This is a genomic window from Vreelandella stevensii S18214 (assembly GCF_000275725.1).
GTDB classification, from domain to species: domain Bacteria; phylum Pseudomonadota; class Gammaproteobacteria; order Pseudomonadales; family Halomonadaceae; genus Vreelandella; species Vreelandella stevensii.
Genome location: NZ_AJTS01000049.1, coordinates 48946 through 63410, shown reverse-complemented (window position 1 = coordinate 63410; position 14465 = coordinate 48946). Strand labels below are relative to the sequence as shown.

Annotated in this window: 10 protein-coding genes and 1 pseudogene; 1 reads left to right on the top strand and 10 read right to left on the bottom strand. The window is 61.5% G+C overall.

Annotated elements, in window-relative coordinates:
* Positions 1 to 170: 170 nt before the first annotated feature.
* Positions 171 to 2120: an acetate--CoA ligase gene (acs, locus tag HSS18214_RS0115415; protein WP_016916170.1), complete on the bottom strand. Its 1950-nt coding sequence runs from the start codon at positions 2118 to 2120 to the stop codon at positions 171 to 173.
* A 181-nt stretch (positions 2121 to 2301) separates the two neighbouring features.
* On the bottom strand, positions 2302 to 2838 hold the full coding sequence (locus HSS18214_RS0115410) for a SprT family zinc-dependent metalloprotease (RefSeq protein WP_016916169.1): 537 nt from the start codon (positions 2836 to 2838) through the stop codon (positions 2302 to 2304).
* A 58-nt stretch (positions 2839 to 2896) separates the two neighbouring features.
* Between HSS18214_RS0115410 and HSS18214_RS0115405 the strand changes: the two genes are divergently transcribed.
* Positions 2897 to 3571 carry a YecA/YgfB family protein gene (locus HSS18214_RS0115405; RefSeq protein WP_016916168.1) on the top strand — a complete coding sequence of 225 codons (675 nt, stop codon included), beginning with the start codon at positions 2897 to 2899 and terminating at the stop codon, positions 3569 to 3571.
* 4 nt (positions 3572 to 3575) lie between these two features.
* On the opposite strand, the gene HSS18214_RS0115400 is transcribed toward HSS18214_RS0115405, so the two are convergent.
* The 8 genes and pseudogenes from HSS18214_RS0115400 to ampD all read right to left on the bottom strand — a co-directional run bounded on the left by HSS18214_RS0115400 (position 3576) and on the right by ampD (position 14430).
* Positions 3576 to 4697, bottom strand: coding sequence for a phospholipase D-like domain-containing protein (locus tag HSS18214_RS0115400; RefSeq protein WP_016916167.1), 1122 nt, complete (start codon positions 4695 to 4697; stop codon positions 3576 to 3578).
* Positions 4698 to 4734: 37 nt separating this feature from the next.
* Positions 4735 to 5445, bottom strand: coding sequence for a class I SAM-dependent methyltransferase (locus HSS18214_RS0115395; protein ID WP_016916166.1), 711 nt, complete (start codon positions 5443 to 5445; stop codon positions 4735 to 4737).
* On the bottom strand, positions 5442 to 6146 hold the full coding sequence (gene tsaB / locus HSS18214_RS0115390; RefSeq protein WP_016916165.1) for a tRNA (adenosine(37)-N6)-threonylcarbamoyltransferase complex dimerization subunit type 1 TsaB: 705 nt from the start codon (positions 6144 to 6146) through the stop codon (positions 5442 to 5444). Before tsaB ends, HSS18214_RS0115395 begins: the two co-directional genes overlap by 4 nt.
* Positions 6147 to 6261: 115 nt before the next feature.
* Complete coding sequence (adk, locus tag HSS18214_RS0115385) at positions 6262 to 6915, bottom strand: adenylate kinase (RefSeq protein ID WP_016916164.1); 654 nt, start codon at positions 6913 to 6915, stop codon at positions 6262 to 6264.
* Between the two features lie 247 nt (positions 6916 to 7162).
* Positions 7163 to 9157, bottom strand: coding sequence for a pyruvate dehydrogenase complex dihydrolipoyllysine-residue acetyltransferase (gene aceF / locus HSS18214_RS0115380; RefSeq protein WP_016916163.1), 1995 nt, complete (start codon positions 9155 to 9157; stop codon positions 7163 to 7165).
* A gap of 58 nt (positions 9158 to 9215) precedes the next feature.
* Positions 9216 to 11888 (bottom strand): pyruvate dehydrogenase (acetyl-transferring), homodimeric type, encoded by a 2673-nt coding sequence (gene aceE, locus HSS18214_RS0115375; RefSeq protein ID WP_016916162.1) that lies wholly within the window; start codon positions 11886 to 11888, stop codon positions 9216 to 9218.
* Between the two features lie 272 nt (positions 11889 to 12160).
* Positions 12161 to 13610 (bottom strand): annotated as a pseudogene (gene tnpC, locus HSS18214_RS18345) (IS66 family transposase).
* A gap of 220 nt (positions 13611 to 13830) precedes the next feature.
* Complete coding sequence (ampD, locus tag HSS18214_RS0115365; protein ID WP_016916161.1) at positions 13831 to 14430, bottom strand: 1,6-anhydro-N-acetylmuramyl-L-alanine amidase AmpD; 600 nt, start codon at positions 14428 to 14430, stop codon at positions 13831 to 13833.
* Positions 14431 to 14465 lie beyond the last annotated feature (35 nt).

Sequence of the window (14465 nt, the reverse complement as noted above, 5' to 3'; positions counted from 1 at the left end):
GCATCACATGCACAATTTGTCATTGGAACGTCATTCAAACAGAAACAGCGGTGCCGGCTCATGGCCGGCACCGCAACAGACTAACGCAGTTTGCCCTGATTTAATAAATCCAGGCGTGACGCTGGTCATTGAAAGCAGCCCCCACAAGACGATTCATGGGGGTGCTTCCCTTACTGGTTGGCACGATGTTCGATCAGATCATCGACCACCGACGGGTCTGCCAGCGTACTGGTATCGCCCAGCCCATCACACTCGTTGGCCGCGATCTTGCGCAGGATGCGTCGCATGATCTTGCCCGAACGGGTCTTGGGCAGCCCCGGCGCCCACTGGATGACGTCCGGCGACGCAATGGGGCCGATATCCTTACGCACCCACTGGGTCAGCTCTTTCTTCAGTTCGTCGGTAGGGTCCACACCATCGTTCAAAGTCACGTAGATATAGATACCCTGACCCTTGATGTCATGGGGGAAGCCCACCACGGCGGCCTCGGCCACGGCGGAATGAGCGACCAGCGACGACTCGATTTCGGCGGTGCCCATGCGGTGGCCAGAGACGTTGAGCACGTCGTCCACACGGCCGGTGATCCAGTAGTAGCCGTCCTCGTCGCGGCGGCAGCCGTCACCGGTGAAGTACATGCCGTCGTAGGTGGAGAAGTAGGTCTGCACGAAGCGCTCGTGATCCCCCCAGATGGAGCGCGCCTGCCCCGGCCAGGAGTCGAGAATCACCAGGTTACCTTCATTGGCCCCCTCCAGCATCTGGCCCTCGCTGTCCACCAGCGCTGGCTTGACCCCGAAGAACGGTGTCGTGGCCGAGCCCGGCTTGAGGTCAGTGGCCCCCGGCAGCGGCGCAATCATGATGCCGCCCGTCTCGGTTTGCCACCAGGTATCCACGATGGGGCACTTCTCGTTGCCGATAACCCGGTAGAACCACTCCCAGGCTTCCGGGTTGATTGGCTCACCCACCGAGCCCAGCAGGCGCAGCGAGTCACGTTTGCTGGAATCCATCACGCGGTCACCATGGGCCATCAGTGCACGAATGGCGGTCGGCGCGGTATAGAGGATGTTGACCTGGTGCTTGTCGACGATGTCGCCCATCCGGCCATGGGTCGGATAGCTGGGCACGCCTTCGAACATCAGCGTCGTGGCGCCGTTGGCCAGCGGCCCGTACACAATATAGCTATGCCCGGTGACCCAGCCCACGTCGGCGGTACACCAGTAGATCTCACCTTCCTGGTAGTCGAAAATATATTGATGTGTCATGGCGGCATAGGTCAGGTAGCCGCCAGTGGTATGCTTCAGCCCTTTCGGTGCGCCGGTAGAGCCTGAGGTATACAGAATAAACAGCGGATCTTCTGCGTTCATGGGTTCGGCCGGGCACTCGGTCGACTGCTGATCGACCAGCTCGTCGAACCACAGGTCACGGCCTGCCTGCCAGTCGATATCGCCCCCGGTGCGTTTGACGACCAGCACGTTCTTGCACACGTCGGTGCCATCACGGGTCAGCGCCGAGTCGACGTTCTCTTTCAGCGGCACATGCTTGCCACCGCGCACCGACTCATCGGCGGTGATCACCAGCTTGGAGTCCGCACCAATCACGCGCTGAGCCACGGCGTCCGGGGAGAAGCCACCAAAGACCACCGAGTGCACCGCGCCGATCCGCGCACAGGCCAGCATGGCCATGGCGGCTTCGGGAATCATCGGCATATACAGCGTGACCGTATCGCCTTTCTGAATGCCCAGCGATTTCAGGCCATTGGCCAGCTGGTTGGTACGCTCGTACAGCTCACGGTAGGTGATGTGTTTGGATTCGCTGGGATCATCGCCTTCCCAGATGATCGCCGTCTGGTCGCCACGCGTGGCCAGATGGCGGTCCAGGCAGTTGGCGCTGACGTTCAGCTCGCCATCTTCGAACCAGCGAATATCGACGTTGTCGCGGGCGAACGAGGTGTTCTTGATCTTGCTGGGGGGCTTGATCCAGTCGAGACGCTTGGCTTGCTCGGCCCAGAAGCCTTCAGGGTCCTCCATGGACTGCTGATACATTGCCGCATACTTGTCTTTGTCGGCCCATGCCTTGGCTGCGATGCTATCGCGCACTGGATAGACGTTCTGATGCTCGCTCATGAAATTGCCTCTGTCCGTGAAAATGCACTCTCGTGGAAGTTGTGTCGGTCTTGTTATTGGTGGCACCGACCCGGCTAATCTTTACCTAGCATAAACCTCCCGATGACGGCTTCCCCTTAGACATTGGTATTAACATTTTTATTTTAAAAAACATGTACTTAAAACACATTTCCGGGATTCATCAAGTACTGTAGACCAAGGTCTGATGACAATGTCGGCAGCGATATCGCTGCCCTTTTACCACTAAGGCATGACGTCTGGCCGTAAAAGCATGGGTCTGGCAGGCGCACTGGTAGCGGTAGGGCCGCGACTGCGCCTGGCCGATATCGAAACGGTGGGTAACCCGGGGTTCCAGCCCAAACAGGTCACGCATGACGGTCTGCCACTCCCGGCCATGGGGTTTCAAACGGGTGCCGTTGGCCAAGTGAAAGACCAGCCAGTGGGCCATTTCGTGAGGAATCACCTCATCGAAGAAGGCCATGCGGTTGGCCGCCATCAGCACGGGATTGAAGCGTAGCCCTTGTCGGCCCCAGTGGGCCTGCCCAGCCCCTGCCCCCTTCAGATCGAACCAGACGCCGGGAGTAGGTAGCGTCGGATACACTTCCCGACAGCGGGCCAGCGCTTCCGCGACCCTTTCACGGGCGGCGGAAGCCAGCGCGGGTGGCGATAACGCCGCCAGCTCATCAGCAGGCCAGGAAGGCAGTGGTGTGGTGTTCATTAGTGATAAACTAACCGTCAAGATGTTGTTCGATTCAAGATACCCGATGAGGCTTTTCATGGCAGAGCGCAACAACGAGCCCCCCGCAACCGCTTCCGACAGCTTGCCTCCCCAGCCGCTGCTGGAAGATGAGCAGCTGGACAGGCTGGACGACTTTCTCGATTCGGACCGCGTGGGCGAAGATGCCCTGGACCTGATCTCGGCCCATGGCTTCCTGGTGGCCTTGGCCGTGGCGCCCAGCGAACAGCCACGCGACGCATGGCTTGCCGAGCTCTTTCAAGGCGAGCCCAACTACCAGGACGACGCTGAACGCGACGAGGTCACGCACCTCCTCTGCCTGCTGCGTGATAACGCCATGGCGGTGCTGGAGCAAGGCGGTCTGCCGGAGCTGCCCTTCGAGCTGACCCTGGATGGCCTGCCCGCCGAAGAGACGCCCATCGGCGACTGGTGCGCAGGCTTCATGGAAGGCGTGTTCAGCGACGAAAGCGCCTGGTTCCAGGAGGACGAAGAGGCTGCGGCCACCCTGCTGCTGCCCTTCATGCTGCTCTCGGGTCTGTTTGACGACGAACCCGACATGGCCGAGATGGCCAGCGACCAGGCCAATCAGGAAGCGCTGGTGGCCCAGCTCCCCGAACTGGTGCTCGACCTCTACCTGCACTACCGCGTGCCCCCGGAAACGCCCAAACCCAAGCCCCGCAAGAAAACCCCAGCCAAAGGCAAAAAGCGCAGGTAAACCGTTACTTGAGCCGCGTCACCAGGCCATCCAGCGCGCCATATACCCACTCCCGGGCGCGCTGCCACCAGGGCCGCGCGGCCCAGGCCTGGGCATCCACCTCGTCACTGGCAGCAAAATTGCGCTCGAACAGCTCGCGCACGTCGTTGGCGAAGGCAGCATCTTCCACCTCCTGATTGGCCTCCAGGTTCCAGTGCAGGTTCCAGTGGTCAAAGTTGCAGGAGCCCAGGCTCACCCAGTCGTCTGCCAGCGCAAACTTGGCATGAATGAACGTGGGTTGGAACTCGAAGATACGCACGCCCGCCTTCAGCAGGCTGTGATAAAAGCGCTGGCCTGCGTAACGCACCCCAGGGTGATCATGCTTGGCACCGGGCAGCAGCAGGCGAACGTCCACCCCGCGCCGGGCCGCGCGCACCAGCCGCCGACGCAGCGAAAAGGTCGGCACGAAATAGGGCGTACATAGCCACAGTCGTTGGCGAGATTGGTGGACCCGCGCGTAGAGTGAGTGCCGAATGGCCTGGTAGCGATAGCCACGACCCGAGATGACCCTGCCCCTGACGCCCTCTTCGTGCGGCTCGGCTACCCGCGCCTCCGGCAGTGCCAGACGCGGCCCTTGCGGGGACGCATAACGGGTCAGCCGCGAACGCCACAAGCGACGAAACAGCGCCTCCCAATCGGCCACCACGGGCCCTTGGACCCGGGCGGCGATTTCGTACCAGGCCTCCAGGAATTCATCCACCGCGCCAAACCCGCCCGTGAAGGCTACCTCGCCATCCACCACCACGATCTTGCGATGGTCACGGCTCAGGTTGCGTGCCAGCGAGTGGAAGCCAATCGGATTGAACAGCTGCAAGGCTACACCGGCCTCCTGCAGCCGTTCACGATCCTCGCGCTTCAGCCCCATGGCGCCATAGCCATCCAGCAGCACATACACCTGCACGCCACGCTCGGCCGCAGCCACCAGCACGTCGATCATCTGGTCGGCCAACGCCCCCGACTCCATCAGGTAAAGCTCTACGAAAACATAGTGCTGGGCCTGATGGACGGCGTCGAACATGGCTGGCAGAAAGCGCGACGCTTCCGGCAGAAGCGCCACACGGTTACCTTCTCGCCACGCGTACTGCATAGAGACTCCTTCTCTTGCGCCCTGCCTGCAGGCCGCCTCAGCGGCTCAAGGAGCGGTGAACGTACAGGTCATAGCGGCTGGTTTTGCCTTCGATTGTATGCTGCGGCGCAGGGCCAGCAATAGGCGGCGCTTTACGGGGGCGCTTGACCACCACCCGGTGAGTGGCCACCGCCAGCGCCGCTTCCAGCAGGCGCGGGGCGTCATCGTCCTCCCCGGCCAGTTCACGAAACAGGCGCATTTCCTTCTTCACCAGCGCCGATTTCTCGCGATGGGGAAACATGGGATCCAGGTGCACGACCTGCGGGGTGAACTCGGCGCTGGCCACCAGCGCCGCCAGCGCCTCACAGGCATCCCCATGACGCAGCTGCATGCGCGCGGTGATGGGCGCCGTCTCGGCGTCCCTGGCCGCCCGGGCCAGGCCATCCTCCAGCAGCGCGGCAATGGCCTGTACGCGCTCGACCATCAGCACCTCGGCACCCAGGCTGGCCAACACGAACGCGTCACGCCCGAGCCCTGCCGTGGCGTCCACGATGCTCGGCGTCACGCCTTTGGAAAGCCCGCACGCCTTGGCCACCAGCTGGCCGCGCCCACCGCCGAACTGACGCCGATGGGCTGCCTTGCCGGACACGAAATCGACGCTCAAGGGCTTGCCGTACTGGCGCTCGTCGCCGACCAGTGCCAACCGGCCATCGCGCTCTTCCAGCGTCAGACCGGCGGGCAGCGCTATCGGTGGGCGCGCCGGGCTCATGCCGGCTTTTTCCAGGCCACGTCGTTACGCAGGTAGACGGGCTGCGCTTCATGGGCGGCGACACCCAACCCCGCGTCCAGGTCCCGCGCGGCCAGCCAGGCCATCTCTTCGGCCCGCGGCTCCAGGTCGTCGCTGAGGTGCTGGGTCATGCCCACATGCACTCCCACATCGAAAGCGTCCCAAAGCGCAAAGCCCGAGCCGACTCCGACCCAGTCGGCTTCGTCGGATGGCAGTCTAAAAGCGCCTGGGGCCAGCACACGCTCCTCGCTTTGCGGGCTGACCACGTCGTTCAGGCAGTGCCAGCTGGCCACGTAAATTTCACCCATTCGGGCATCCAGCGCGGTCACCACATGGCGAAAGTGATAACGGCGATGCACCTGCAGGGCCAGCGCTTCCAGGGTAGAGATACCCAGCAGCGGGCGCTCCAGGCCGAAGGCCAACCCCTGGGCCGCTCCGGCGGCAATGCGCAGGCCGGTAAAGGAGCCCGGCCCACGGCCAAACGCGACGGCGTCCAGCTGCCCGGGCGCAATGGCAGCGGTAGCCAGCAGCTCGTCGACCATCGGCATCAAGCGTTTGGTATGGGCGCGCGGCGTCATTTCGTAACGCGCCAGGCACTCGGACTGATCACTCTCCTGACGCAGCAGCGCGGCAGAGCAGGCACTGGAGGAGGCATCCAATGCCAGAAGATATCGCGACGACATAACCGTGTGGCACTCCGAAATAAATAGGCCGCCAGTATACCGCCTGGCGGCCTTGACGACGATGGCCCGCAGGGAACCTGCGGGCCATCGTCAGTCGAGCAGTCTGTTACCAGGCTCAGTTCAGCGCTTCTTTCACTTGGCGGGTGATATCGGCCACGCTGCCCACCCCTTCCACACGGTGGTACTGGGGTGCAGCGGCCGGGTCCTCTTTGGCCCACTGCTGGTAGTAGTCCACCAGCGGAGCCGTTTGGTCGTGGTACACCGACAGGCGGTTGCGCACGGTAGACTCCTGATCGTCTTCCCGTTGGATCAGGGCTTCCCCGGTGACATCGTCCTTGCCCGGCTCTTTGGGCGGATTGTGATCGATGTGGTAGACACGGCCCGAGGCGGGGTGAACACGACGTCCGGCAAGGCGGCTGACGATCTCTTCGTCCGGCACGGCGATTTCCAGCACGTGATCGAGCTTCACGCCGCCTTCTTTCATGGCATCGGCCTGAGGAATGGTGCGGGGGAACCCGTCAAACAGGAAGCCGTTGGCGCAGTCCGGCTGGCTAATTCGCTCCTTGACCAGGTCGATGATGATCTCGTCGGACACCAGCCCACCACTGTTCATGATCTCCTTGACCTTGAGACCCAGCTCAGTGCCGTCCTTGATGGCGGTGCGCAGCATATCCCCGGTGGAAATTTGGGGAATCTTGAACTGCTCACAAATAAACTGAGCTTGAGTCCCCTTCCCCGCGCCGGGGGCACCCAACAGGATTAAACGCATGGCACTGCTCCTTGAATGTTCGTACTTGATTGGTGGTGATCGAATAAATCAATGAATCGACAATAACCGTGCCGTTCAGGCGACACAACTCCCCAAAAGCCTGAAAGGCCGATTATTTTGCGTTTTTTCAAGCGAAAACAGCAAAGTGGCGATGGCTAGTACTTTGGTCACGCTGGTTTGCTGCTGACGCCATAGAAACACAAGCGGCGCCCATAGGGGCGCCGCTTGTGGCTTGCTCGTGGTCTGATTACAGCAACAGACGACGGATATCGGTGAGCACGTCTGCCAGGAAGGCAGTAAAGCGTGCCGCATCTGCACCGTTGATCGCCCGGTGGTCATAGGAGAGCGACAGCGGCATCATCAAGCGCGGCTGGAAGGCACTGCCATCCCACACCGGCTTCATTTGCGCTTTCGACACGCCCAGGATCGCCACTTCAGGCGCATTGACGATAGGCGTGAAGGCCGTGCCACCGATCGAGCCCAGGCTCGAAATGGTGAAGCAGCCACCGGTCATCTCGTCGCGCTTGAGCTTCTTGGTCTGCGCTTTCTTGCCCAGCTCTGCCATTTCCTTGGCGATCTCGATCAAGGATTTCTTGTCGGCATCGCGCAGTACGGGCACCATCAGGCCATCCGGCGTATCCACCGCGATACCGATATGCACGTACTTCTTCCAGACCAGCGTATCGCCGTCGCCTTTCAGGCTGACGTTGAACTGCGGGTACTTGCGCAGAGCAAAGGCGCACGCCTTGACCAAAAATGGCAGCGGCGTGAGCTTCGCCCCCTGGGCTTCGGCCTCGGCCTTCATCGCCTTGCGGAAGTCTTCCAGCTCGGTGATATCGGCTTCGTCGAACTGGGTGACGTGAGGCACGTTGAGCCAGCTGCGATGCAGATTGGTCGCGCCCATCTTGAGCAGGCGGCCCATCGGCTTCTCTTCCACTTCACCGAACTGGCTGAAGTCGACTTCCGGCACGGCAGGAATACCCGCGCCACCTGACGCTGCCGGTGCGGCGGCCTGGGCGCTGCCCTGGTTGGCCAACACCTGCTTGACGTAGGCCTGCACGTCTTCCTTGAGCACGCGCTCTTTCGGGCCGCTGGGCTTCACCAGCCCCAGGTCGACACCCAGTTCGCGGGCCAGCATGCGTACCGCCGGGCCAGCATGTACCAGCTTGCCGTCACGGGGCTTGTGTGCTGCCATTTGCGCTTCTGGGCTCGGCGTGCCGCCACTGGCCGCAGGCTTGGCGCTGGCCGGGCTGGCACTGCTTTGCGATGCCTTTTCAGGCGCCGCTTTCTTCGGCGCGGCCTTCCTGGCGCCCGCCACTTCCATGTAGCCAATCACGTCGCCTTCGGAGACGGTATCGCCCTCCTTGACTGTCAGCTCGACGAGTTTGCCCTTGTAAGGGCTGGGCACATCCATGGAAGCCTTGTCGGACTCCAGCGTGATCAGCGGGTCTTCGACGTCGACTTCGTCGCCTACCGACACACCCATCTCGATGATGGGCACGTCTGCAGAGCCGGAAAGATCCGGCACGCGGATCTCCTTGCGCTCTGGCTCACCGCTGCCACTCTCTTCTTCAGCCGCTTCTTCTTCGGCGGGCTCGCTGGCAGGGGCAGGCTGTTCGGCCTTGGCAGGCTCTTCGTCGGCAGCGTCATCGCCACCGGCGATTTCCATCTTGCCGATGACATCGCCTTCCGACACGGTATCGCCTTCCTTGACGGTCAAGGAGACGATTTTCCCGCTATGCGGGCTGGGCACGTCCATGGAAGCCTTGTCGGACTCCAGCGTGATCAGCGTGTCTTCGGCGTTGACGTCGTCGCCTTCGCCAACGGCCACTTCGATGATCTCGACGTTGTCGGAACCACCCAGGTCAGGCACCTTGATGTCAACGGTCTGCTTGCCACCGCTGGCTTTTTTCGCTGCCGGTGCAGGGGCCTCTTCCTGCTTGGGCGCGGGGGCTTCCTCGGCGGCGCTGTCAGCTTTTGCTTCCGGTTCGGCATCGCCGCTACCTTCCACTTCCAGCTCGACGATGTCGTCGCCTTCGGAGACCTTGTCGCCCTCTTTCACCAACACTTTGACCACCTTGCCGCCTTTCGGGGCCGGTACATCCATGCTGGCTTTGTCGGATTCCAGAGTGATCAGGGTGTCTTCCGCTTCAATGACGTCGCCTTCTGACACCGCAATCTCGATGATTTCGACATCGGTATCGCCACCGATATCGGGAACTTTGATGATTTCGCTACTCAAGGTCGCGCTCCTTCCAAATCGGATCGAGCCGGCGGGCAGTGGCCCGCCGGGCAGCGGTTTAGCTGGTCAGCGGGTTCGGCTTGTTGGCATCGATGCCGTACTTCTTCAGCGCTTCGCCAACGTGCTTGCGATCAATCTCACCGCGATCGGCCAGCGCGCGCAGCGCCGCAACGGTCACGAAGTAGCGATCCACTTCGAAGAAGTAGCGCAGCTTCTCGCGGGTATCGGAACGGCCAAAGCCATCGGTGCCCAACACGGTGTAGTCGTTGGGTACCCAGGCGCGTACCTGGTCCGCATACAGCTTCATGTAGTCGGTAGAGGCAATCACCGGGCCATCACGACCTTCCAGGCACTGGGTCACGTGAGGCTTGCTGGCCTCGGCGTCCGGGTTCAGGAAGGCTTCGCGCTCCAGCAGCAGCGCTTCGCGGCGCAGCTCGTTGAAGCTGGTGACGCTCCAGATATCGGCCCCGATGTCCCAGTCGTTGGCCAGCAGCTCGGCAGCGGCTTCGACTTCACGCAGGATGGTGCCCGACCCCAGCAGCTGAACGCGGCCCTTGTCGCCCTGAGTCTCCTTGAGCAGATACATGCCCTTGACGATATCGTCGGCGGGGACGTTCTCGAGCTCGGGGTGCTCGTAGTTCTCGTTCATGACGGTGAGGTAGTAGAAGCAGTTCTCTTTGTCCGTGAACATGCGCTTCAGACCATCCTGCACGATGACCGAAACTTCGTGAGCATAGGTCGGGTCGTAGCTGCGGCAGTTGGGGATGGTAGACGCCTGGATCAGGCTGTGGCCATCCTGGTGCTGCAGACCTTCGCCGTTCAGCGTGGTGCGCCCGGCGGTACCGCCGACCATGAAGCCGCGTGCCTGCAGGTCGCCTGCGGCCCAGGCCAGATCACCGATACGCTGGAAGCCGAACATCGAGTAGTAGATGTAGAACGGCAGCAGCGTGACGTTGTTGTTGCTGTAGGAAGTAGCGGCCGCAATCCACGCGGACATGGCGCCAGCTTCGGAAATACCCTCTTCGAGAACCTGACCTTTCTGGTCCTCGCGGTAGTACATGATCTGGCCTTTATCGACCGGCTCGTACTTCTGACCTTCCGAGGTGTAAATACCCAGCTGACGGAACATGCCTTCCATACCGAAGGTACGCGCTTCGTCGGGGATGATCGGTACGACCTGCTTGCCCAGCTGCTTGTCCTTCACCAGGCCGTTCAGGATACGCACGAAGGCCATGGTGGTAGAGATTTCGCGGCCTTTGGAACCGCCCATCTGGGAAGCAAACGTCCTGTCTTCCAGGCTGGGGATTTCCAGCGCTTCGAAATCGCTGCGGCGGCTCGGCAGGTAGCCGTTGAGACGCTCGCGCTGCAGGTGCATGTACTTGAGCTCGGGAGAGTCTTCTTCCGGCTTGTAGTACGGGACTTCCTTGAGCTGTTCGTCGGTCAGCGGAATGCCGAAGCGGTCGCGGAATTTCTTCAGCGCTTCGTATTCCATGCTCTTGACCTGGTGCGCTTCGTTGGCCGCTTCGCCATCGCCGCTCCCCATACCGTAACCCTTGACGGTATGCGCCAGGATCACCGTGGGCTTGCCGTTGGTGGTGTTGACGGCTTCGTGATAGGCCGCATAGACCTTGAACGGGTCGTGACCGCCACGGTTGAGCTTCCAGATATCCTCGTCGGAGAGATCCTTGACCATCGCTTCGGTTTCCGGGTACTTGCCGAAGAAATGCTCGCGGGTATAGGAGCCACCGTTGGCCTTGTAGTTCTGGTACTCGCCGTCGACCGCTTCGTCCATGCGCTTCTGAAGGATGCCTTTCTTGTCCTTCTCGAACAGCGGATCCCAGTGACGACCCCACACCACCTTGATGACGTTCCAGCCGGCACCGCGGAAGACGCCTTCGAACTCGTCCATGACGCGGGAGTTGCCGCGTACCGGGCCGTCCAGACGCTGCAGGTTGCAGTTGATGACGAAGATCAGGTTGTCCAGATTTTCGCGGCCAGCCAGCGAGATGGCACCCAGCGATTCCGGCTCGTCGCACTCGCCGTCGCCCATGAAGCACCAGATCTTGCGGTCCTTCATGTCTTTCAGTTCACGGTGATGCAGGTACTTCATCACGTGAGCCTGATAGATGGCCTGAATCGGGCCAAGGCCCATGGACACCGTGGGGAACTGCCAGTAGTCAGGCATCAGCCAGGGGTGGGGGTATGACGACAGGCCGTCACCATCCACTTCACGGCGGAACTTGTCCATCTGCTCTTCGGTCAGACGACCTTCCAGGTAGGAACGCGCGTAGATACCCGGTGCCACGTGGCCCTGGATATAGATCAGGTCGCCTTCGAAATCCCCCTTGGGGGCGCGGAAGAAGTGGTTGAAGCCCACATCGTACAGCGTGGCCGACGACATGAAACTTGCAATGTGACCACCCAGCCCAGGATTGGCACGGTTGTTACGAATGACCTGAGCAATGGCGTTGTAACGGATCAGGGAGCGAATACGACGCTCCATGAACAGATCGCCAGGCATCGGGGCTTCGCGATGAACCGGTATCGTGTTGCGGTGGGGGGTTGTCACCGAGAAGGGCACCTTCATCCCGTCCCGGCGCAGGCGATCCGCCAAGCGGGTCATCAGGTAGCGGGCGCGATCTTCGCCCTCACGATCCAGCACCGATTCCAGGGATTCCAGCCACTCCGTGGTTTCGACCGGATCGAGATCTTCTCTTGTCTCCAGACTCATAGAGGTCTCTCCGAATGACGATAAATGACAATGAGCCCCGCCAACCCTTCGGGCCTGGGGCGGCTGCGGTGTGTGGCCACCACAGGCCTGTGAATAGCCGACGCGATGCATCGAGCAGGGGATTTTCACCCTACATTCAATGAGCTACGCTTTCATGAATGTAGTTAAGCTACAGTTTTTTGGTAAAAATTAGCCTTTTGTATATGCGAAGATACCGCAAAGTCGTCACGCTGCCAATTGCGGCACGCCGCAAAAAGCCATCGAAAACGTAACTATTCAGCACCGGTTGGCTGAGTCGGGGCTTCTTGCTGCATGAAGGCTGGCACATCACCCGCAAACAGTTGCTCCAGTGCGGTATGCGCCGCCACCCCTTGCTTGACGGCGGTCGAGAGGAAGCTGCGCATCCGGCAGAAGAATCTCCGCCCCCTCCCAGGAGCGGAAACAGCCCGAGATTTTCTGCTGGACCTTGGTCATTCGCAGATCGCGTTCCCCCTGGTTGTTGGTGAAGGGAGCGGCAGGGTCGTCGAGGAAGCGCAACACGTCGTCCTCGTACGCCTGGAGGCGTTCCAGGAGGTTGCGCGACTTGGTGCGCTTGGCCCGGCCTCGCGTTCCAGGTGGCGGTTTCACCGGCGGGGGGCTCTCGGCGTCCCCTTTCGCCAGGCAATCTCGATAGCGCTGCCGCCAGGCTCGGGTCTCATCGGCCGAGAGGCAGCCGTCGGCCACCTCCACGGCGCGATGCATCTCCAACAACAGGTCATGCAAGGCCTTGGCCCATGCCTGGCCATCGTTCTCCCAGGCCGCTGTCAGCTCCCGAAGGTGGTGCGCATTACAGAGCGCGTGCCGGCAATCCGGATAGCGGTAGTAGGGCTTCCAGTGATCATGCACCAGCACGCCACGCACGAAGGGCAATACGCCGATGGCGTCCATCGCTTCCTGGCCGCGCTTGGGGTGCGGGGCCAACCAGGTCAGGGCCTCGTTGGAGGCGCTGTGTAGCCAGTAGCGTTTGCCACCGACCTGCATTCCGGTTTCATCGGCATGGACGGTGGCTGCTTCACGTAGCGCCGGGATCACCCACTCGGCGAACGCCTCGGCCCGCTGGTAGGCCTCCTGGTTGAAGGCGAACAGGGTGCCGGTGCTCAGCGACAGGCCGCACTGCGAGGTGAGCAACTCGCGGATACGCGCATAGGGCAACAGCTGATACTGGGAGAGATAGACGACATGCGCCTTGAGGCGAGGGCCATACTGGATGGGGCGAGTCACGCCCTCGGGGAATGGCGCCACGTAGCGTTGCCCCTGATCATCTTCGAGGACCTCAGCCTGATATTCGGTGACCACGGCCTGGATTACGATGTCCTGCACTTGGCGCGTTTCGACGCCGACCGGGCGGTAAGAACGCCCCTTGGGGAGTTGCCGACGATCGACACGGAGCTTGACCACCTCGTCGGGGTCCGTCACCGGCGCCAACGTCTTACCCTCATGCCCTGGCTGTCCGCCGGGGCGCCGCTCGCCTTTGGCGCGCGAGCGGCGCTGGCGATTGGGATCCTGGGACGGTGGCTTGCTGCTGTTGCGGCTACTGGTGGCCAGGCGATCGGCCATGAGCTTGACCAGCAACATCAGCACATCGATGGCCGCACGCAGCGACGGAGAGACCGTCTGGTCTTCCTTGAGCTGCTGTCGGACCCGCTCCAGAGCCTCGTCGACGTTGATATCGCTGATGGTCATGTCACCGCATAGATATGCCGAAGGATTAGGCACACTATACCAGAAAAATCAGGTGGTTGGCGATATCCCATCCGCAGCCACCTGAATAGTTACTCGAAAACAAACTATTGCACTGCAACATAAGCGCTTTATAGGACCTTGGTCGCTACGACTTAGGATACCTTCGTGTAACCAAACTACCGTTTCATTTGTTGCTAAAAGAACCACTTATTTGCCCCGTTTAACCGTCTATTGGGTGGGCGCCATCAAGCGCTGGCGGAAACAGGCGCTGGCGGAAATAGGCCCAGTCGAAGGCGGGCCCGGGATCGGTCTTGCGCAAAGGTGCTACATGGGCATGGCTGGTGATCCGCTCAGCGGTCAACGCCGGGTAACGCGCCATCAGCCAGTGCGTGGCCTCGACCAGTGACGCATACTGCGCCTCGCTGAACGATGTCTGATCATCGCCCTCCAGCTCGATTCCCACGGAGAAGTCGTTCAAGCGTGTCCGCCATGCCTGCGCAGCCGGGTCCCACCAGCGCGATTGCCCGGCGTGCCAGGCGCGCTGGTCGACGTCGACGAACTGAACGCACTCGCCATCGCGGCGAATCAGCAGGTGCGCCGACACCCGCAGGTGCGCAATCGTAGCGAAGAAGGGGTGCTCGTCGGGCACCAGCCGATTGGTGAACAGCGCCTCGATGGCGTGACCCGAGAACTGCCCGGGGGGCAGGCTGATCGCGTGAAGCAACAGCAGCGACACTTCCTGCTCGGGCCGCGCATCCTGGTTGGGTGACACGACCTGTCGAGCCTTGGCCCACTGGCCCTGGGATGCGAGTTGGTTCATTCGGCTGACTTGCTCCTCTACGTTCGCGTTGTGTT